This is a genomic window from Roseobacter sp. HKCC-CH-9351 (genome assembly GCF_037830295.1).
Lineage (GTDB): Bacteria > Pseudomonadota > Alphaproteobacteria > Rhodobacterales > Rhodobacteraceae > M30B80.
The window spans coordinates 1,210,752-1,228,932 of the sequence record NZ_JBBLYM010000001.1 but is presented as its reverse complement, the minus strand read 5'-3'; the positions used below and the strand labels follow the sequence as shown (position 1 = coordinate 1,228,932).

19 protein-coding genes are annotated in these 18,181 nt (G+C 55.9%); 9 read left to right on the top strand and 10 right to left on the bottom strand.

Annotated elements, in window-relative coordinates:
* Nucleotides 1-8: 8 nt before the first annotated feature.
* From carB to AAC632_RS06250, 4 genes are all read right to left on the bottom strand, one after another.
* The gene (gene carB / locus AAC632_RS06265; protein WP_340299896.1) at nt 9-3,338 is read right to left on the bottom strand and encodes a carbamoyl-phosphate synthase large subunit; all 3,330 of its coding nucleotides are present in this window, start codon (nt 3,336-3,338) and stop codon (nt 9-11) included.
* Nucleotides 3,339-3,513: 175 nt separating this feature from the next.
* Nucleotides 3,514-4,590 carry a 5-(carboxyamino)imidazole ribonucleotide synthase gene (locus tag AAC632_RS06260; RefSeq protein WP_340261572.1) on the bottom strand — a complete coding sequence of 359 codons (1,077 nt, stop codon included), beginning with the start codon at nt 4,588-4,590 and terminating at the stop codon, nt 3,514-3,516.
* The gene (purE, locus tag AAC632_RS06255) at nt 4,580-5,071 is read right to left on the bottom strand and encodes a 5-(carboxyamino)imidazole ribonucleotide mutase (RefSeq protein ID WP_340297561.1); all 492 of its coding nucleotides are present in this window, start codon (nt 5,069-5,071) and stop codon (nt 4,580-4,582) included. The genes AAC632_RS06260 and purE overlap by 11 nt, the downstream gene beginning before the upstream one ends.
* A 59-nt stretch (nt 5,072-5,130) precedes the next feature.
* Nucleotides 5,131-5,349, bottom strand: coding sequence for a YdcH family protein (locus tag AAC632_RS06250; RefSeq protein ID WP_317656269.1), 219 nt, complete (start codon nt 5,347-5,349; stop codon nt 5,131-5,133).
* A gap of 205 nt (nt 5,350-5,554) precedes the next feature.
* Here AAC632_RS06250 and AAC632_RS06245 point away from each other — a divergent pair, with 205 nt between their 5' ends.
* Complete coding sequence (locus AAC632_RS06245; RefSeq protein ID WP_340297563.1) at nt 5,555-6,007, top strand: Hsp20 family protein; 453 nt, start codon at nt 5,555-5,557, stop codon at nt 6,005-6,007.
* Nucleotides 6,007-6,234, top strand: coding sequence for a DUF1150 family protein (locus tag AAC632_RS06240; protein WP_317656272.1), 228 nt, complete (start codon nt 6,007-6,009; stop codon nt 6,232-6,234). The genes AAC632_RS06245 and AAC632_RS06240 overlap by 1 nt, the downstream gene beginning before the upstream one ends.
* A gap of 91 nt (nt 6,235-6,325) precedes the next feature.
* On the opposite strand, the gene groL is transcribed toward AAC632_RS06240, so the two are convergent.
* Both groL and AAC632_RS06230 read right to left on the bottom strand, forming a co-directional pair.
* On the bottom strand, nt 6,326-7,969 hold the full coding sequence (gene groL, locus AAC632_RS06235; RefSeq protein WP_340297566.1) for a chaperonin GroEL: 1,644 nt from the start codon (nt 7,967-7,969) through the stop codon (nt 6,326-6,328).
* Between the two features lie 53 nt (nt 7,970-8,022).
* The gene (locus AAC632_RS06230) at nt 8,023-8,310 is read right to left on the bottom strand and encodes a co-chaperone GroES (protein WP_340297569.1); all 288 of its coding nucleotides are present in this window, start codon (nt 8,308-8,310) and stop codon (nt 8,023-8,025) included.
* Nucleotides 8,311-8,583: 273 nt separating this feature from the next.
* Here AAC632_RS06230 and AAC632_RS06225 point away from each other — a divergent pair, with 273 nt between their 5' ends.
* The 6 genes from AAC632_RS06225 to AAC632_RS06200 all read left to right on the top strand — a co-directional run bounded on the left by AAC632_RS06225 (nt 8,584) and on the right by AAC632_RS06200 (nt 13,584).
* A complete protein-coding gene (locus AAC632_RS06225) occupies nt 8,584-9,507 on the top strand; it encodes a manganese-dependent inorganic pyrophosphatase (RefSeq protein WP_340297572.1) in 924 nt (307 codons plus the stop codon).
* A 110-nt stretch (nt 9,508-9,617) separates the two neighbouring features.
* Nucleotides 9,618-10,508, top strand: a complete 891-nt coding sequence (locus AAC632_RS06220; RefSeq protein WP_340297574.1) for a TIGR01459 family HAD-type hydrolase — start codon at nt 9,618-9,620, stop codon at nt 10,506-10,508.
* 124 nt (nt 10,509-10,632) lie between these two features.
* Nucleotides 10,633-11,085, top strand: a complete 453-nt coding sequence (locus AAC632_RS06215; RefSeq protein ID WP_317656279.1) for a MaoC family dehydratase — start codon at nt 10,633-10,635, stop codon at nt 11,083-11,085.
* A 71-nt stretch (nt 11,086-11,156) separates the two neighbouring features.
* The gene (locus tag AAC632_RS06210) at nt 11,157-12,083 is read left to right on the top strand and encodes a bifunctional riboflavin kinase/FAD synthetase (protein WP_340298752.1); all 927 of its coding nucleotides are present in this window, start codon (nt 11,157-11,159) and stop codon (nt 12,081-12,083) included.
* On the top strand, nt 12,080-12,532 hold the full coding sequence (locus AAC632_RS06205; RefSeq protein ID WP_340297576.1) for a YcgN family cysteine cluster protein: 453 nt from the start codon (nt 12,080-12,082) through the stop codon (nt 12,530-12,532). Before AAC632_RS06210 ends, AAC632_RS06205 begins: the two co-directional genes overlap by 4 nt.
* The gene (locus AAC632_RS06200; RefSeq protein WP_340297577.1) at nt 12,529-13,584 is read left to right on the top strand and encodes a threonine aldolase family protein; all 1,056 of its coding nucleotides are present in this window, start codon (nt 12,529-12,531) and stop codon (nt 13,582-13,584) included. The genes AAC632_RS06205 and AAC632_RS06200 overlap by 4 nt, the downstream gene beginning before the upstream one ends.
* On the opposite strand, the gene AAC632_RS06195 is transcribed toward AAC632_RS06200, so the two are convergent.
* Nucleotides 13,581-14,180, bottom strand: coding sequence for a 2-hydroxychromene-2-carboxylate isomerase (locus AAC632_RS06195; protein ID WP_340297580.1), 600 nt, complete (start codon nt 14,178-14,180; stop codon nt 13,581-13,583). The two genes, AAC632_RS06200 and AAC632_RS06195, sit on opposite strands and share 4 nt — an antisense overlap.
* 104 nt (nt 14,181-14,284) lie before the next feature.
* On the opposite strand from AAC632_RS06195, the gene AAC632_RS06190 reads away from it, so the two are divergent.
* Nucleotides 14,285-15,313, top strand: coding sequence for a ribose-phosphate pyrophosphokinase (locus tag AAC632_RS06190; protein ID WP_340297582.1), 1,029 nt, complete (start codon nt 14,285-14,287; stop codon nt 15,311-15,313).
* Between the two features lie 106 nt (nt 15,314-15,419).
* Here AAC632_RS06190 and AAC632_RS06185 read toward each other — a convergent pair whose 3' ends face one another.
* Genes AAC632_RS06185 through AAC632_RS06175 form a run of 3 tightly spaced genes read right to left on the bottom strand, consistent with a single transcriptional unit; the run spans nt 15,420 to nt 18,170 of the window.
* A complete protein-coding gene (locus tag AAC632_RS06185) occupies nt 15,420-15,836 on the bottom strand; it encodes a F0F1 ATP synthase subunit epsilon (RefSeq protein ID WP_340297585.1) in 417 nt (138 codons plus the stop codon).
* A gap of 12 nt (nt 15,837-15,848) precedes the next feature.
* Nucleotides 15,849-17,273, bottom strand: a complete 1,425-nt coding sequence (gene atpD / locus AAC632_RS06180) for a F0F1 ATP synthase subunit beta (RefSeq protein WP_317656290.1) — start codon at nt 17,271-17,273, stop codon at nt 15,849-15,851.
* Between the two features lie 18 nt (nt 17,274-17,291).
* Nucleotides 17,292-18,170 carry a F0F1 ATP synthase subunit gamma gene (locus AAC632_RS06175; RefSeq protein ID WP_340297588.1) on the bottom strand — a complete coding sequence of 293 codons (879 nt, stop codon included), beginning with the start codon at nt 18,168-18,170 and terminating at the stop codon, nt 17,292-17,294.
* Nucleotides 18,171-18,181: the final 11 nt, after the last annotated feature.

Here is an 18,181-nt window from a genome sequence, read left to right as displayed (position 1 = left end):
TTGGGGCTTTACCCCTGCAGCGAACGCACCGCCAATTCACCCTCACGTGCGGCTTTCATGGCCAAGGCTGCCGCATGGCTGCCTGCAAGCGTGGTGTAATAGGGGATCTTGTCATAGAGCGCGACTGTGCGCATCGAGCGGCTGTCTTCCACCGCTTGCGCGCCTTCGGTCGTGTTCAAGACCAGATCAACCATCCCGTCCTTCATCATATCGACAATCGTGCGCCCACCTTCATAGGCCTTGTTGACCACATCAGATGAAATCCCGTGATCGGCCAAGAATTTCGCCGTGCCTGAGGTGGCCAAAATCTTGAGGCCCAAATCGGTCAAGGTTTGCGCAGTTTCCACCAAGAGCGGCGATTTATCCGCATCTTTGATCGACAAGAACACTGTGCCTGCCGTTGGCAAAACAGTTCCCGCGCCAAGCTGCGCCTTGAGGAAGGCACGCGCAAAGCTGCGATCCCACCCCATCACCTCGCCCGTTGACCGCATTTCTGGCCCAAGCAGCGTATCCACGCCAGGGAAACGGGCAAAGGGCAGCACCGCTTCCTTGACCGAGAACCACGGCGTGCGGAAATCTGACAGGCTCATCGGGTCGCCCATCAGGATAGACGCGTTGTCATCCACAGGTTGATGAGGCGCGGCCTTGGGGAAAACCGAAAGTTTCTCTCCCGCCATCAAGCGCGCTGCGATAGAGGCAATTGCGCTATCCGTGGCCTTGGCCACAAAGGGTACAGTGCGCGAAGCGCGTGGATTGACCTCAATCAAATAGATATCATCGCCTTTAACCGCGAATTGAACATTCATCAAACCAACCACATTGAGCGCGCGCGCCAGTGCCTCGGTCTGGCGGGTGATCTCTGCGATAATCGCATCGCTAAGCGTATGAGGCGGCAAGGAACAGGCGCTATCGCCTGAATGCACGCCCGCCTCCTCAATATGCTGCATAATGCCCGCGACATGAACCGCGTCACCATCGCACAGCGCATCCACATCAACCTCGGTCGCGCCATCAAGATAGCTGTCAAGAAGCACAGGGCTGTCGCCAGACACCACCACAGCCTCTGCGATATAGCGGTTAAGCTGTGCTGTGTCGCGCACGATCTCCATTGCGCGACCACCCAGAACGTAAGAGGGGCGGATCACCAAAGGATACCCCAAGGCCTCAGCCGCGGCTTTTGCTTCCTCGTCAGAATGGGCAATCGCATTTTCGGGCTGCTTAAGCTCAAGCTTTTGAACAAGCTGCTGGAACCGCTCGCGATCCTCCGCCAAATCAATCGCATCGGGCGATGTGCCAAGGATTGGGATACCTGCCTCATGCAACGCGTTGGCCAATTTCAGCGGGGTCTGACCGCCAAATTGCACGATAACCCCATGCAATGTACCTGCGTCCTGCTCCACGCGCAGAATTTCCATCACATGCTCGTAGGTGAGAGGCTCGAAATACAGGCGGTCGGATGTATCATAATCTGTTGAAACCGTCTCTGGGTTGCAGTTGATCATGATGGTTTCATAGCCTTGCGCCGTCAGCGCAAAACACGCGTGGCAGCAGCAATAATCAAATTCGATCCCCTGCCCAATGCGGTTTGGCCCGCCGCCCAAAATCACAACTTTTTTCGCATCCGAGGGACGCGCTTCGCATTCCACATCGCCCATCGCAGGGGCCTCATAGGTGGAATACATATAGGGGGTCTGCGCCTCAAACTCGGCCGCGCAGGTGTCGATCCGCTTAAATGCGGCAACGATCCCTGCACTGGTGCGATCAGCCCGCACAGAGGCCTCGCTGCGGCCCGTCAGTGTCGCCAAACGCGCATCGGTGAAGCCCATCATCTTGATCTTGCGCAAGGCATCCGCCTCGCGCGGCAGGCCATTAGTGCGAATATCCTCCTCGACATCCACGATCTCGCGAATGCGGGCCAAGAACCATGGATCAAATTTGGTGACATGACCGATCGCGTCATTGGTCAGACCATGGCGCATGGCCTGGGCGATCACGCGCAGACGATCAGGCGTCTGCAGGCTGAGCGCCTTCGTGATGGTGGCCTTATCAGGCGCGCCCGCAATCTCGATCTCGTCAAAGCCAGACAGACCCGTCTCAAGGCTGGCCAAGGCTTTTTGCACACTCTCATGGAAGCTGCGGCCAATGGCCATTGCCTCGCCCACGGATTTCATCGCCGTGGTCAATTCGGGCTTAGAGCCGGGGAATTTCTCAAAAGCAAAGCGTGGAATCTTGGTGACAACATAATCGATGCTTGGCTCAAAGCTGGCAGGGGTGACACGGGTGATGTCATTGTCCAACTCATCCAATGTGTAACCTACGGCCAATTTAGCCGCGATTTTCGCAATCGGGAACCCCGTGGCCTTAGAGGCAAGCGCCGATGAACGCGACACGCGCGGGTTCATCTCGATCACCACCATCCGCCCATCGGCAGGGTTAATCGCCCACTGAACGTTGGAGCCGCCCGTCTCAACGCCAATCTCGCGCAACACAGCAATCGAGCCGTTGCGCATGATCTGGTATTCTTTATCGGTCAGGGTCAGCGCGGGCGCGACTGTGATACTGTCGCCCGTATGCACACCCATCGGATCTACGTTTTCGATGGAACAGACGATGATCGCGTTATCCGCTTTGTCGCGGACGACCTCCATCTCGTATTCTTTCCAACCAAGCAGCGATTCATCGACCAAAATCTGCGCCACGGGCGAGGCCTCAAGCCCAGAGCGGCAGTAATACTCATATTCTTCGCGGTTATACGCCACACCGCCGCCTGTGCCGCCCAAGGTAAAGGCGGGGCGAATGATGGCGGGCAGACCGATGTCTTCCAAGGCCTCTATCGCATCGCGCAGACCTGCGGCGATGTCGAATTTGCCGTTCTCTTTTTTCGGCGCTGCAACGATCGTGGCGCGCGGGTTTTCAAGGCCAATACGTTCCATCGCCTCGCGGAACAGCTTGCGGTCTTCGGCCATTTCAATCGCAGGGCGCTTTGCCCCAATCATCTCGACCCCGAATTTCTCCAACACACCCGCTTCTTCAAGTGAGAGAGCGGTGTTCAGACCCGTCTGGCCGCCCATGGTGGGCAACAGCGCATCGGGGCGCTCTTTCTCGATGATCTTTGCGACAACATCGGGGGTGATCGGCTCGATATAAGTGGCGTCGGCCAGTTCTGGATCGGTCATAATGGTCGCGGGGTTAGAATTGACCAGAATAACGCGATACCCTTCTTCGCGTAGGGCCTTACAGGCTTGTGCGCCCGAATAGTCAAATTCACAGGCTTGCCCAATGACGATTGGCCCCGCGCCGATGATCATGATGGAGCGGATATCGGTTCTTTTGGGCATCGGAAAACCTCGGTATTGGCTGCGGGCCTACAAACGGCGAAACATCAGGGTGCGACCGCGCACGCAAAGGCGCGCTTCGAGAGCGGTGCAAATTGATGGCGTTATAGTCAAGCGAGAGCGCGGCGCAAGGGCAGAAGCGCGGCAAAATTTCCTACACCCTTCCCAAGAGGCAGGATCACGCCGCGCCGGTCACTCGATTAACATGGCCCATCTTACGGCCTGCACGGGTTTCAGCCTTACCATATAGGTGGATTTGAACGCCTTTTGTCTCGGCCATTTCCGCCGCGCGCGCCACATCATCACCGATAAGATTCTCCATCTCAACATTTGCGTGACGGCTGCCATCCCCCAAGGGCCAACCAGTGATGGCGCGGATGTGCTGCTCGAACTGATCGACTGCGCAGCCTGCTTGCGTCCAATGGCCAGAGTTATGCACCCGTGGTGCAATCTCATTGACGACCAAGCCCTCAGGCGTGACGAACAGCTCGACCCCCATTACGCCCACATAATCCAAAGCCGTAACAATTTTTGAGGCCAGCAAAACCGCATCTGCGCGCAGCATGGCAGGCAAGTCAGCAGGGACAGTGGTGGTTGCAAGAATGCCATCGCGGTGGATGTTTTCACCTGGATCATAGGCCGAGACACGGCCATCGCGCCCGCGCGCAATGATCACCGAAACCTCTCGGCTAAACTTTACAAAGCCCTCGGCAATTGCAGGTGCCCCATTGAGGCTAGCATAAGCGGCATCCGCCTCGGACGCGGCCATAACCCGCGCTTGCCCCTTGCCGTCATACCCAAAACAGCGGGTCTTGAGGATCGCGGGACAGCCCGTTTTTTCAAGGGCCTGCGCCACGCCGTCGGCCGCATCAATCGCACAATAAGGCGCTGTTTTGAGACCAAGACTGTTGAGAAAATCCTTCTCTACCAAGCGATCCTGAGACACTTCAAGCGCAGTGCGCGCAGGAAAGAGCGGGCGCGTATCTTCGAGCAGGGCCAAGGCCGCGCTTGGGATATTTTCAAATTCAAAGGTCAACACATCGCAAGACAGCGCAAAGGCCTTGAGCGCTTCATGATCATCATACCCCGCTTGCGTCACGGATATTGCAACATCACCCGCAGGGGCCTGTGCGCTTGGTTCGAAAATCCGAACTTTATATCCAAGGCGTGCTGCGGCCATAGCAAGCATGCGCCCCAATTGACCGCCCCCCAAAATACCGATCACGCTGCCATTGGGCAGAACCTCATGCGTCATCTTGAGGTTCCTCAGGGATCGAAGCGGAGAGATCAGCACGCCATTGATCCAGACGCGCGGCAAGATCTGCGTCATGCACGGCCAAAATGGCCGCCGCCATCAGCCCAGCATTGGCCGCCCCCGCAGCGCCAATCGCCATGGTCGCGACAGGAAATCCGCGCGGCATTTGCAAAATCGAATAAAGCGAATCAACCCCAGACAAGGCCTTGGTTTGCACGGGCACGCCGATGACGGGCACCCGCGTCTTTGACGCCATCATACCCGGCAAATGCGCGGCCCCACCTGCGCCTGCGATAATCACCTTCAAGCCACGGCTTGCGGCGGTTTTACCATAGTCCCACAGCCGATCAGGTGTGCGATGCGCAGAAACGATTTTCGTTTCGTAAGAAACGCCCAACGCGTCAAGCATTTCGGCGGCTTCGCGCATGGTGGGCCAATCAGACTGGCTGCCCATGATGATGCCAATTTCGATATCCGCCATGGGGAGGATCCTTTGCAATAAGCCTTGTGAGAGGGGCGCACTATAGCGAGATCAAACCGCTATGCAATGATGTCAGGGGTGAGTTCATCCTCAATGCGGGTGATCGCATCTTTGAGGGACAGCTTCTGCTTTTTCAGACGGCGCAGCGTCAATTGATCAGGGCTTGGCCGTGTCTCAAGGGCGGCAATCGCCTCGTCCAAATCCCGATGCTCGCGCTTAAGCACCTCCAAGCGGATGCGCAGCACGTCTTCGTGGCTCATTTCGGTCGGGGCGTTCATGGGGCGCTTATGTCTTTCTGAATCTGGGGTGGTGCCGCACCATACTGTGACATTGCACTCCACGCAAAGGAAATGGCGCGCCTGCGTAATCCAGATGCAAACAGGGCTTGCAGGGGGACTGGGCAGGCCCCATATTTACCTCAGATCCAGTTGCCGAATTACGGGGCTGGCGCTTGCACAGATCGCTTATCAAAGGATGTGCCTTATGACGAAACTAACCCTAGGGACGCACCCGTTTCTGTTGGGCTTTGATCAACTCGAACGTTTGGTCGAACGCACTGTGAAATCTGGGAATGATGGTTACCCCCCCTATAATATCGAACAACGCGGCGACACGGCTTATCGCATCACTTTAGCGGTGGCAGGCTTTGCCGAAACAGATCTCTCAATCACAGAAGAAGATCGCCAATTGGTGATCCGTGGCCGCCAATCAGATGAGGATGCGGAGCGCATCTTTTTACATCGTGGGATTGCGGCGCGGCAATTTCAGCGCAGCTTTGTCTTGGCCGATGGGGTCGAGGTGACAGGCGCTACGATGGAGCATGGGCTGTTGCATATCGACCTGCATCGCCTGCAGCCCGATAGCGTTGTGCGCAAGATTGAGATTTCAAATTCTGGTGCAGCCTCAAAAGCGCTGCAAACGAAAGGGGGAAGATAATGACCAATCCCGAACACCCAAAGAGCAAGTCCGAGCGGCCTATCGTTTATATCCGCCCCGTTGATGTGGCGAGCCTCCCTTCGGAGATCCGCGCCCAAGCGGGTGCGCGCGAACAGCTTTACGCAATTGGAACCGAGGAAGGTACGCAATTGGCCCTCGTCAAAGATCGCGCCTTGGCCTTCGTTGTGGCGCGCCAAAATGATCTGACACCTGTAAGCGTCCATTAACACGCAACGGTTTCATTTATCCCAAATGAAAAAAGGCCCGCGTGACGCGGGCCTTTCTTTTGTCCAAAGCCACAGGGCCTTGGGGGCATGATTACATCATGCCGCCCATGCCGCCCATGCCGCCCATGTCAGGCATTGCAGGTGCGTCATCTTTCTTTGGCTTGTCGGCCACCATTGCTTCGGTGGTGATCAAGAGGCCTGCAACAGAAGCTGCATCCTCAAGCGCAGTGCGCACCACTTTCGCAGGGTCGATCACACCGAATTTGAACATGTCGCCATATTCTTCGGTCTGAGCGTTGAAGCCAAACTTGACGTCTTTGGATTCGCGGATTTTGCCCGCAACAACCGCACCGTCAACGCCTGCGTTTTCCGCAATCTGGCGCAGTGGCGCTTCAAGCGCACGGCGCACGATGGCGATACCTGCGTCTTGATCCGCGTTTTCACCAGACAGGCCGTCCAGAGCTTTTGCACCTTGAACGAGGGCAACACCGCCGCCCACAACGATGCCTTCTTGAACGGCAGCGCGGGTTGCGTTCAACGCGTCATCCACGCGGTCTTTGCGCTCTTTCACTTCGACTTCGCTCATGCCGCCGACTTTGATAACCGCAACACCGCCTGCCAATTTGGCAACGCGCTCTTGCAGTTTTTCTTTGTCGTAATCGGAAGAGGTTTCTTCGATCTGCTGACGGATCTGCGAAACGCGTGCTTCGATTTCGGCCTTATCGCCTGCGCCGTCAACGATGGTGGTGTCGTCTTTCTTGATCATCACCTTCTTCGCGGAGCCGAGCATATCAAGCGTAACGCTTTCCAGCTTCATGCCAAGATCTTCGGAGATCACCTGACCACCGGTCAAAATGGCGATATCCTGAAGCATCGCTTTGCGGCGATCGCCAAAACCAGGTGCTTTCACCGCAGCGATTTTCAGACCGCCACGCAGCTTGTTGACCACGAGAGTCGCCAAGGCTTCGCCTTCTACATCTTCAGCGATGATCAGAAGGGGCTTCTGAGACTGGATCACAGACTCGAGCAGTGGAACCATCGGCTGCAAGGAAGACAATTTCTTCTCATGCAACAGGATCAAGCAGTCTTCCAACTCTGCAACCATTTTGTCAGGGTTGGTGACGAAGTAAGGCGAAAGGTAACCGCGGTCGAACTGCATGCCCTCTACGACCTCAACATCGGTCTCAAGGCCTTTGTTCTCTTCAACAGTGATCACGCCGTCATTGCCGACTTTCTGCATCGCGTCTGCGATCATGCGGCCGATTTGCGCTTCGCCATTTGCCGAGATCGTGCCGACCTGCGCAACCTCATCAGAATCTGCAACAGGGCGTGCAGATGCTTTGATGCTGTCGATGACTTTCGTCACTGCGCGATCGATGCCGCGCTTCAGATCCATTGGGTTCATGCCCGCCGCAACCGACTTCATGCCTTCGCGCACGATGGCTTGGGCCAGAACAGTTGCAGTGGTGGTGCCGTCACCCGCTTCGTCATTGGTGCGCGATGCCACTTCTTTGACCATCTGCGCGCCCATGTTTTCGAACTTATCTTCCAGTTCGATTTCCTTCGCCACGGAAACACCATCTTTGGTGATGCGTGGTGCACCGAAGGATTTTTCAAGAACCACATTGCGGCCTTTTGGGCCGAGGGTCACCTTTACCGCATTGGCAAGGATGTTGACGCCTTTGAGCATACGGTCGCGGGCATCGGTATTGAATTTGACTTCCTTGGCAGCCATTTCTGGGCTCCTCCTTGGATGAAATCAGGTTAAAAATTCGATCAGGAACGGTCTCAGGCGATGATGCCGAGAATGTCCGATTCCTTCATGATCAGCAGTTCTTCGCCATCAACCGTGACTTCGGTGCCGGACCATTTGCCGAACAAGACGCGGTCGCCAGCTTTGACGCTCATTGCGATCAGCTCGCCCGAGTCCTTGCGTGCGCCTTCGCCAACGGAGACGATTTCGCCCTCTGCGGGTTTCTCTTTTGCGCTATCGGGGATGATCAGACCGCCTTTGGTCGTTTCGTCGCTCTCTACGCGGCGAACCAGCACGCGGTCATGCAGTGGTTTCAATGCCATCTGTCGAACACTCCTTAAGGTTCGTATGTTTCAATGTATTAGCACTCAGTCTATGCGAGTGCTAACGACAGGCAGATAGGCAGGGGATGCGGAGGTGTCAACGGGCCGCAGGCGGAAAATTTCGAAAAAATTTCCCGGGCAGACGAACCCTGCCGAAATTACGGAAATTAAAGCCAAAGCCGCGACAAATTCCCGCCTTTGCCCCCCGTGACATGGCCAAAGCCCTGCCCTATAAGACGCGCGAGTTTTCACAAAAAATAGATGGATAATGACATGAGCACCTTGGTCTTTGGCCACAAATCGCCAGACACAGATTCCACTGGCTCCCCGATTTTGTGGGCATGGTATCTTAATGAGGTGAAGGGCGTAGAGGCAGAAGCCGTTCTTTTGGGTGAGCCAAACACCGAAGCCGCCTTTGTTTTGCAGAAATGGGATTTGCCAAAACCGCGTCTTATTGACGATGTTGCAGAAGGTCAGGCGTGCGTTGTGGTCGACACCAACAACCCTGCAGAACTGCCTGCCTCAATCAACGCTGCCGATGTTCAGGCCATCATTGACCACCACAAACTGGTGGGCGGGCTTGAGACGAAAGGGCCGATTGATATCACCATCCGCCCCTTGGCCTGCACAGCAACCTTGATGATTGACCTGATAGGTGATGATGCGGCGAAAATGCCAAATTGGGCGAAAGGTGCTGCCTTGTCCTGCATCCTGTCTGATACGTTGGAATTCCGCTCCCCGACCACAACCGATCATGATCGCGCCGTGGCCGAAGGCCTCGCTGCTGATCTGGGCGTGTCTATCCCCGATTATGCTGCTGAAATGTTTGCGGCGAAATCTGATGTCTCACGCTTTTCTGATGCAGAGTTGCTGCGCATGGACAGCAAAACCTACGAGGTGGGGGGCAAGACCTTCCGTGTCTCCGTTCTGGAGACAACTGCGCCCGCAACGGTTTTGTCCCGCAAAGCAAGCCTGATGGACAGCATGATCACAGTCGCCAAAGAGGACAGCGCCGATCAGGTTTTGTTATTTGTCATCGATATTTTGCGCGAAGAAGCGACGCTTTTGGTGCCAAACGATCTGGTGCGCCAAGTGGCCGAGAAGAGTTTTTCCACTGTTGTGGGCGATGCCGATCAGGTCGTGCTGCCAGGGATTGTGAGCCGCAAAAAGCAGATCATCCCGAACCTCGCGCTTTAATCAGATGAAAGTTTGATGAAAGGGCGGCCTGAGGGCCGCCCTTTTCCTTTTATCCCATCGCAGGGCGCGGTAAGAGAGGCGCGAAGAGCCTCAAAGAGAAAGCCCGCCCCATGAGCCATAGCGCAAACGCCCCCGCAACCATCTCTCACCTCTCCGAGATTTCCGAACGCTATGACGCGCTTTTTTGCGACCTTTGGGGCTGCGTGCATAATGGCATCGCCCCTTTTCCTGACGCGATTGCGGCGCTGCAGGCCTTTCGCACCAAAGGGGGTGTTGTGGTTTTGGTCACCAATGCCCCACGTGCCCATGTCGAGATTGCCAAGCAGTTGGATGCAATGGGGGTTCCCCGCGATGCGTGGGACATGATCGCAACCTCTGGCGACAGCGCACGGGCGGCGATGCTAACGGGGGCAGTTGGCGAGAAGGTCTATTTCATTGGCGAGCCGCGCGATGACACATTTTTCGCCCCGATGAAACTGATTGAAAACCCTGTAACCCTGACCAAGGTCGATGTGGCCGAAGCCGAAGGGATTGTTTGCACGGGCCCGTTTGATCCCCATGCCGAACCTGATGTGCTGCGCCCGCAATTGCTTTTGGCGAAAACACGCGGGCTCAAGCTTCTCTGCGCAAACCCTGACATCGTGGTGGACCGTGGAGAAAGCCGCGAATATTGCGCTGGCGCAGTGGCGAAACTTTACACTGAGATGGGCGGCGAGAGCCTTTATTTCGGGAAGCCCCACCCCCCCATCTATGATCTGGCACGGCGGCGCTTGGTGCAAAATTGCCATGATATCAGTGACGAACGAATCTTGGCCATTGGAGATGGCATCTTTACCGATGTGCAGGGCGGGATTGGCGAAGGCATTGATACGCTGTTTATCACAGGCGGTTTGGCCCGCGAAGAAACAGCAACAACCGATCAGCCAAATCCAGAAAAACTTGCCCAATATCTGAAAGATAGCGGTCAAAACCCAACATTTAGCATTGGGTTCTTACGCTAATTGGGCAAATTGTCGCGCAACAAAATTACAACATTTGCGCTCTTGATTTAATTTAATTGTTGCTGCATCGCAGAAATTTGCTATGGTGAGTTCCAAGCGAAGGGCATTTCTCTTGGAGACTGGAATGTTGGACACGAGTCATAACCTCCCCCGTGGGACGATCTGCATCGAAGATATCGAATTGGGGATGACGCGGCATTTGACCAAAACTGTCAGCGACCGCGATATTGAGCTTTTCGCCGAGGTTTCAACCGACCGAAACCCCGTTCATCTTGACGATGATTACGCCCGTGACACGATTTTTGAGGGGCGCATCGCCCATGGGATGCTAACCGCAGGGCTTATTTCAGCCGTTATCGGCGAACAACTGCCGGGGCATGGCACTGTTTACTTGGGTCAAACGCTGAAATTCATGGCACCCGTGCGCCCTGGTGATCAAGTGCGGGCCGAGGTGGAAGTGACCGCGATAGACCACGCAAAGCGCCGTGTGACCCTTGAGACGCGCTGCCTGATTGATGGCAAACCTGTCCTCAAAGGCGAGGCAGTCGTCCTAGCCCCGTCACGGAAATTTGATTAACCTCGCAGCGGCGCAGGATTTTTACCGACCCGATGCTTGCCCTAGATCGCGGGCTTGGATATTCGGGCAGTATGCGTATCGTTCGTGACCATCAATTTGTCCGACCCGAAAACCGTGGCGCCTCTGTGGCCATTGGGAATTTTGATGGCGTGCATCTAGGTCACGCGCATTGCATCGACCTTGCCCGCGGTCATGAGGCCCCTTTAGGGGTTTTGACCTTCGAGCCGCATCCGCGCGAATTCTTTAACCCTGACGCCCCGCCATTTCGGCTGATGAATGCCGAAGCCCGCGCCAATCGCCTTGAGAAAATGGGGGTGGAGATCCTCTATGAGCTGCCTTTCAATCGCACCCTTTCCGCACTTGATGCAGAAGATTTCATCCGCGAAGTGGTGGTTGAGGGGCTGGATCTGAAGCATCTGGTCGTGGGTGCGGATTTCTGTTTTGGCAAAGGTCGCAAAGGCACAACCGATATGCTGCGCGCCTTCGGGGCGCGTTATGGGTTTGATGTGACTGTGGTCGATCTGCTGAATTCGGCCGGTGTGGCCGTGTCATCCACCGCTATCCGAGACGCGCTCAGGTCGGGTGACCCGCGCCAAGCCCGCGACATGCTTGGCCACTGGCACCGGATCGAAGGCCCCGTGATCCATGGCGAGAAACGGGGGCGCACATTGGGCTACCCCACTGCCAATATGTCATTGGATGGTCTGCACGTTCCCAAACTTGGTGTTTACGCAGTTTTGGTTGAATTGCGCAGCGGGCCATATGCGGGCCAGTATCACGGCGTGGCCAGTCTTGGCGTGCGGCCCATGTTCAATGGGCAAGAGCCAAATCTCGAAACCTTCATCTTTGATTTTTTAGGCGATATTTACGGCATGGATATGTCTGTCGGTCTGGTCGAGTTTCTGCGTGGTGAAGAGAAATTCGACAGCCTTGAGGCCTTGATCGCCCAAATGAATCGCGACAGCCAGATGGCGCGCGAGATCCTCGCTGCGTTATGACCAAGAAAGCCCCCTTTTGGAAACGCAAATCCTTGGCCGATATGACGGCACAAGAATGGGAAAGCCTCTGTGATGGGTGCGGGAAATGTTGTCTCAACAAGCTAGAAGATGCCGATACGGGCGAGGTGGCCCTGACACGGGTTGCCTGCCGCCTTTTCGATGATGCAACCTGCCGATGCGGACAATATGAAATTAGAAAGACACTTGTGCCCGAGTGTATCCAATTGACCCCTGAGGGCATGAAGGATGTCGCCTATTTCATGCCTGAAACCTGCGCCTATAGATTGCTGCATGAGGGCAAGGATTTGTATTGGTGGCACCCTTTGGTGTCAGGGGATCCTGAAACTGTGCACCAAGCGGGGATTTCCGCGCGCGGGATCACGGTTGCCGAATTCGACATTCCAGAAGAAGACTGGGAAGATTACATTATCGAGGAGCCAGGATTATGAACTTTGCCTCCGACAATACAGGCCCCACCCATCCAGATGTGATTGCGGCCATTACAGCGGCCAATGAGGGCTATGCCATGCCCTATGGTGCAGATGACGCCATGGCACGCGTGCGCCAATCCATCCGCGACCTGTTCGAGGCCCCAGAGGCGGCGGTTTATCTCGTCAGCACGGGCACAGCCGCCAATGCCTTGGCCTTGTCGGTGATGGTGCAGCCGTGGCAGTCGATCTTCTGCCATCGCATCGCCCATATCGAAGAAGATGAATGCGGCGCGCCCGAATTCTATGCCAATGGCGCGAAACTGGCCTTGGTCGAAGGCGAAGGGGGCAAGATGACCCCTGATGGCTTGGCGCAGACCATTGCACATACGGGCGACAAAGGTGTGCATGGCATGCAGCGCGGCCCTGTGAGCCTAACCAATATCACCGAAGTCGGCACCGCCTATAGCCTAAGCGAGATCAAGGCGCTCAGTGATGTTGCAAAATCCTATGACCTGCCCGTTCATCTTGATGGCGCGCGTTTTGCCAATGCCTGCGCGGCCCTTGGCTGCCGCCCTGCCGATATGACATGGAAGGCAGGTGTGGATGCAGTCAGTTTTGGCGGCACAAAGAACGGCTGCATGGGTGTTGAGGCCGTGATCCTGTTCGACCCGAAAAAGGCGTGGGAATTTGAATTGCGCCGCAAGCGTGGCGCACATCTATGGTCAAAGCACCGCTTTCTCTCTGCACAGATGGAGGCCTATACGCTCGATGATCTCTGGCTGCGATTGGCGCAATCCGCCAATGCGCGCATGGCAGAATTGCGCGCAGGTTTGGCGCAGATCGAGGGGGTGCATATCGCGCATGAGCCTGCGGGCAATATGCTGTTCGCGCATCTTCCCCGTGCAGCCCATAAACGCGCCTTTGCAGCGGGGGCGCAATATTACCTCTTTCCCTTCAACGCCACGCTTGAGGGGCCAGAGGATGAGTTGATCCTCTGTCGCCTCGTCACTGATTGGTCATGCTCACAGAGCAAGGTCCAAGCTCTATTGGACTGCTTTAGGGCGGGCTAAAGCTTGCCCTCTAAATGGAGCGCAAGATCGTCTAGGCGGTCTTGCCCCCAGAAATGCGTGACCCCATCCACCACATAGAAGGGCGCGCCAAAAACACCTGCCTCAACCGCGGCTTCGAGATTGGCAGCATATTCTTCGGCCCCTGATAACAGCCCGCGATCTGCCAAGCTGGGGTCAAAGCCTGCAGCCGTCAGAGCAGCGCGGATCACATCATCCTCTGCAATGTTCTTTTCCTCGCGCCACACCGCGCGCGTGACCCCGTGAACCAGTTCGGCCAAATCCCCGCCACCTTCGTTTTGGGCCGCAATAATGGCATAAGATGAAGGCGCAGAATTGGTTGGGAAAAATGCAGGCTTCAGCGTCAGGGCAAGCCCCGTCTTCTTAGACTGGCGCTGTAGTTCTTGCAGGCGATAGGCCTGCCGTGCGGGGTGGCGTTCGGCGGGTGGTGTGCCGCCCGTGCGCGCAAAAAGGGCGATAATATCCAAAGGTCGATACCGAATGGTCGCCCCATGTGCAGCGGCAATCTCCTCAAGTCGCTTTCCCGCGAGATAGGTGTGGGGAGAGATGGTCGAGAAATAATAATCAATATGCGACATTTCGCGGATCCTTTTTGGCTTTGCGTCACGTTGGCCTGAGTGCTAGGGGGTGTCAACGCGCCAAATGGGGCGCGCCCTGCACAGATCAAGGACTTTGCGAAAAGATGAGCGCCTCAGACCCAAAACTGATTTCTGGTAACGCCAATCGCGAATTGGCCAAGACGATTGCAAAACGGATGTCGATGCATCGCGGCATGAAAGTCGGTCTTGTGGATGCCCGCGTGGAACGTTTCAACGACCAAGAAATTTTCGTGGAAGTTTACGAGAACGTGCGCGGCGAGGATATGTTCATCGTCCAGCCCACATCGAAGCCTGCCAATGACAACTTGATGGAGCTGTTGATTATCGCTGACGCGCTGCGCCGCTCATCTGCTGCACGTATAACGGCGGTGATTCCCTATTTTGGATATGCCCGCCAAGACCGCCGCACCAAGGCGCGCACGCCAATCTCTGCGAAACTTGTGGCGAACCTGATTGCCGAAGGCGGCGTTGAGCGCGTATTGACCATGGATTTACACGCCGCACAGATCCAAGGCTTTTTCGATATCCCCGTGGACAACCTCTATGCGAGCCCGATTTTCGCGCTGGATATTTTACATCAATTTGAGGGCAAGGTGGGTGATGTCATGGTGATCTCGCCCGATGTTGGCGGCGTGGCGCGTGCGCGCGAACTTGCCACGCGTATTGGCGCGCCTTTGGCAATCGTGGACAAGCGCCGCGAAAAGCCAGGTGAGGTTGCTGAAATGACCGTGATCGGGAATGTCGAAGGCAAGCGATGCTTGATCGTGGATGATATGTGCGACACCGCTGGCACATTGTGCAAAGCGGCCGAAGTGTTACTTGAACATGGTGCAACCGAAGTGCATGCCTATATCACCCACGGCGTGATGTCTGGCCCTGCGGTGGAGCGCGTGAGCAAATCGGTCATGAAATCCCTAGTTTTGACCGACACGATCGAGCCAACCGAAGCTGTCAAAAACTGCCCCAATATTCGCATCGTTCCCACCGCGCCCATGTTTGCACAGGCAATTTTGAACATTTGGAATGGCACAAGCGTCTCATCGCTGTTTGAGACGGAAACCCTCGTGCCGATCTATGAAGGGCTGTATCCCAACGGAATGTGGGGCCGTTAAGCGGCCACTTCCTGGCACAACACACTCAACGGCGCGCCCATGAAAAAAAGCGCGCCTTTTTTATAGGCGCGCCTTTTCTAAATTTCGTCCTCAAGCGGACAGGAGATCACAGGTTGATGTGATCGCCCAATACCACCATGTCAGACAGAAGCTTGGCCGCGTCATCCACGGGGCCAGGCTCGTTTTTGAATGTCTCTTTCGCAGTCTCATGTGCCTTGCGATACTCTTCCACCATTTCGGCATAGAGTTCTTTAGTCACTTCCGCGCGGGGCAATGCACGCTCTGCAAGAACAGTGACCTTATCGGCACTGATCTCGGCAAAGCCACCCAGAACGATGTAATCATCCTGACCGCCCGCATGGATGACCTGCAGCAAACCCGGACGCAAAGTGGTGATAGTAGGCGCGTGGTTTGCCATCGCCGTCATATCACCCCCTGCACCAGGGATTTGCACCTCGGTCGCATCTAACGAGGCCAAGCGGCGCTCGGGAGAGACGAGGTCAAATTTGAACGCTTCGGCCATTCGGCCCTCCTATCAGGCTGCTTCTGCTGCCAGACGCTCGGCCTTGGCTTTTACGTCTTCAATACCGCCCACCATATAGAACGCGGCTTCTGGCAGGTGGTCATATTCGCCTGCAACAACCGCCTTAAAGGAGGCAATCGTGTCTTCCAATGGAACCTGAATACCATCAGAGCCAGTGAAGACCTTCGCCACGTCAAATGGCTGCGACAAGAAACGCTGGATCTTACGTGCGCGAGACACTGTCAGCTTATCTTCTTCGCTCAATTCGTCCATGCCGAGGATGGCGATGATGTCCTGCAGCGATTTGTAACGCTGAAGGATACCCTGAACGTCACGAGCCACGTTGTAATGCTCCTCACCAATGACAGCAGGGTCAAGCAGACGCGAGGTCGAGTCGAGCGGGTCAACCGCAGGGTAGATGCCCAATTCCGAAATCGCACGGCTGAGAACCGTGGTTGCGTCAAGGTGCGCAAACGAGGTTGCAGGTGCAGGGTCGGTCAAGTCGTCCGCAGGAACGTAGATCGCCTGAACCGAAGTAATCGAGCCAGCTTTGGTCGATGTAATCCGCTCCTGCAGCGCGCCCATGTCGGTCGCAAGGGTTGGCTGGTAGCCCACAGCAGAAGGAATACGGCCCAAAAGCGCCGACACCTCAGAACCCGCTTGCGTGAAGCGGAAGATGTTGTCCACGAAGAACAGAACGTCTGTGCCCGACTGGTCACGGAACTGTTCCGCCAGGGTCAGACCCGTCAAAGCCACGCGCGCGCGCGCCCCTGGAGGTTCGTTCATCTGGCCGTAGACCAAGGCCACTTGGCTTTCGCTCAACGCGTCTGGCTTGATAACGCCAGATTCGATCATCTCGTGGTAAAGGTCATTGCCTTCACGGGTGCGTTCACCCACGCCCGCGAACACCGAAAAGCCCGAGTGCACTTTGGCGATGTTGTTGATCAATTCCATGATGAGAACGGTTTTACCCACGCCCGCACCACCGAACAGACCAATTTTACCACCCTTCGCGTAAGGCGCGAGAAGGTCGATCACCTTGATACCTGTGACGAGGATTTCAGACTCGGTGGACTGTTCCGCGAATTCAGGCGCAGGCTGGTGAATGGCGCGGGTTTCATCCGCTTTCACGGGGCCTTTTTCGTCAATGGGCTCGCCCACAACGTTCATGATGCGGCCCAATGTAGCGTTGCCCACTGGAATGGTGATTGGCGCGCCCATATCGGTCACTTTCGCGCCGCGCACCAAACCCTCGGTTGCGTCCATCGCGATGGTGCGCACGGTGTTTTCACCCAAGTGCTGCGCCACTTCGAGGATCAGTTTCTTGCCATTGTTCTCGGTCTCAAGCGCGTTCAGGATCTCCGGTAGGTGATCTTCGAACTGCACGTCAACGACAGCGCCGATGACCTGAGTAATTTTGCCGACTGCTTGTGCCATGTCGTGTCTCCGGTTTCCTTAGAGCGCTTCCGCGCCCGAGATAATTTCAATCAATTCATTGGTGATCACAGCCTGACGCGAGCGGTTAAACTCAATCGTCAGTTTGTCGATCATATCGCCTGCGTTGCGGGTTGCGTTATCCATTGCGGACATACGCGCCCCTTGCTCCGAGGCCCCATTTTCGAGAAGCGCTGTAAAAATCTGCGTTGTCACGCCAATGGGCAGCAGATCAGACAGTATTGCCTCTTCGGAAGGTTCGTAGTCATAGGGCGTTTCTGCCCCAACATCTTCTGCAGCATCTTCAAAAACAGCAGGGATGATTTGCTGCGCAGTTGGGATCTGAGAAATCACCGACTGGAAGCGATTGTAGAAGATGGTGGCGACATCAAATTCGCCCGCATCAAAGCGTGCCATCACATCCTTTGCGATGGCTGCTGCGTTTTCGTAACCCACGCGCTTCACTTCGGAGAGGTCAACGTGACCAATCAAAAGGTTTGCATAGTCGCGGCGCAGTTGTTCACGGCCTTTTTTGCCGACAGTCAAAACCTTCACAGTTTTGCCCTGTGCGATCAGCTCGGCAATGCGCGCTTTTGCAAGACGCGCGATGGTGGAGTTAAAGCCCCCACACAAACCGCGCTCGGCTGTCATGACAACGAGCAGATGTGTCTGGTCTTGACCCGTGCCTGCCAAAAGGCGCGGGGCACTGTCCGACCCACCGACCGAAGCGGCCAGCCCGCCAATCACCGCTGCCATTTTCTCGGCATAAGGCCGCCCAGCTTCGGCGGCTTCCTGCGCACGGCGCAGTTTTGCAGCAGCCACCATCTGCATGGCCTTGGTGATCTTGCGGGTCGATTTGACCGACTCGATCCGTGTTTTCAGATCCTTGAGACTTGGCATAAACCCGTCCC